Annotated in this window: 1 protein-coding gene; it reads left to right on the top strand. The window is 54.7% G+C overall.

What is annotated here, in order from left to right:
- On the top strand, positions 1-245 hold a 245-nt coding region (locus BM607_RS21665; protein WP_140393445.1), incomplete at both ends, for a putative Ig domain-containing protein.

Raw genomic sequence — 245 nt, 5'->3', positions numbered from 1 at the left:
AGTTCAACGGCCATCACTGCCGCCACTCAAGATGCGGCTTATAGCTACACCTTCGCGGCGAGTGATACCGATGTGGGTGATGTGCTGTCATTGAGCGCGGTGACTAAACCAAGCTGGTTGAGCTTCAATGTTGTCACTGGATTGTTAAGTGGCACGCCCGGCAATGCCGATGTGGGCAGCCATGTCGTGTTACTGCGAGTGACGGACACGGATGGCTTAACGGCTGACCAGTCCTTTAGCATCAC

This window comes from Shewanella sp. SACH, assembly GCF_001887095.2.
Lineage (GTDB): Bacteria > Pseudomonadota > Gammaproteobacteria > Enterobacterales > Shewanellaceae > Shewanella > Shewanella baltica.
This window is presented reverse-complemented; position numbering and strand designations above follow the sequence as displayed.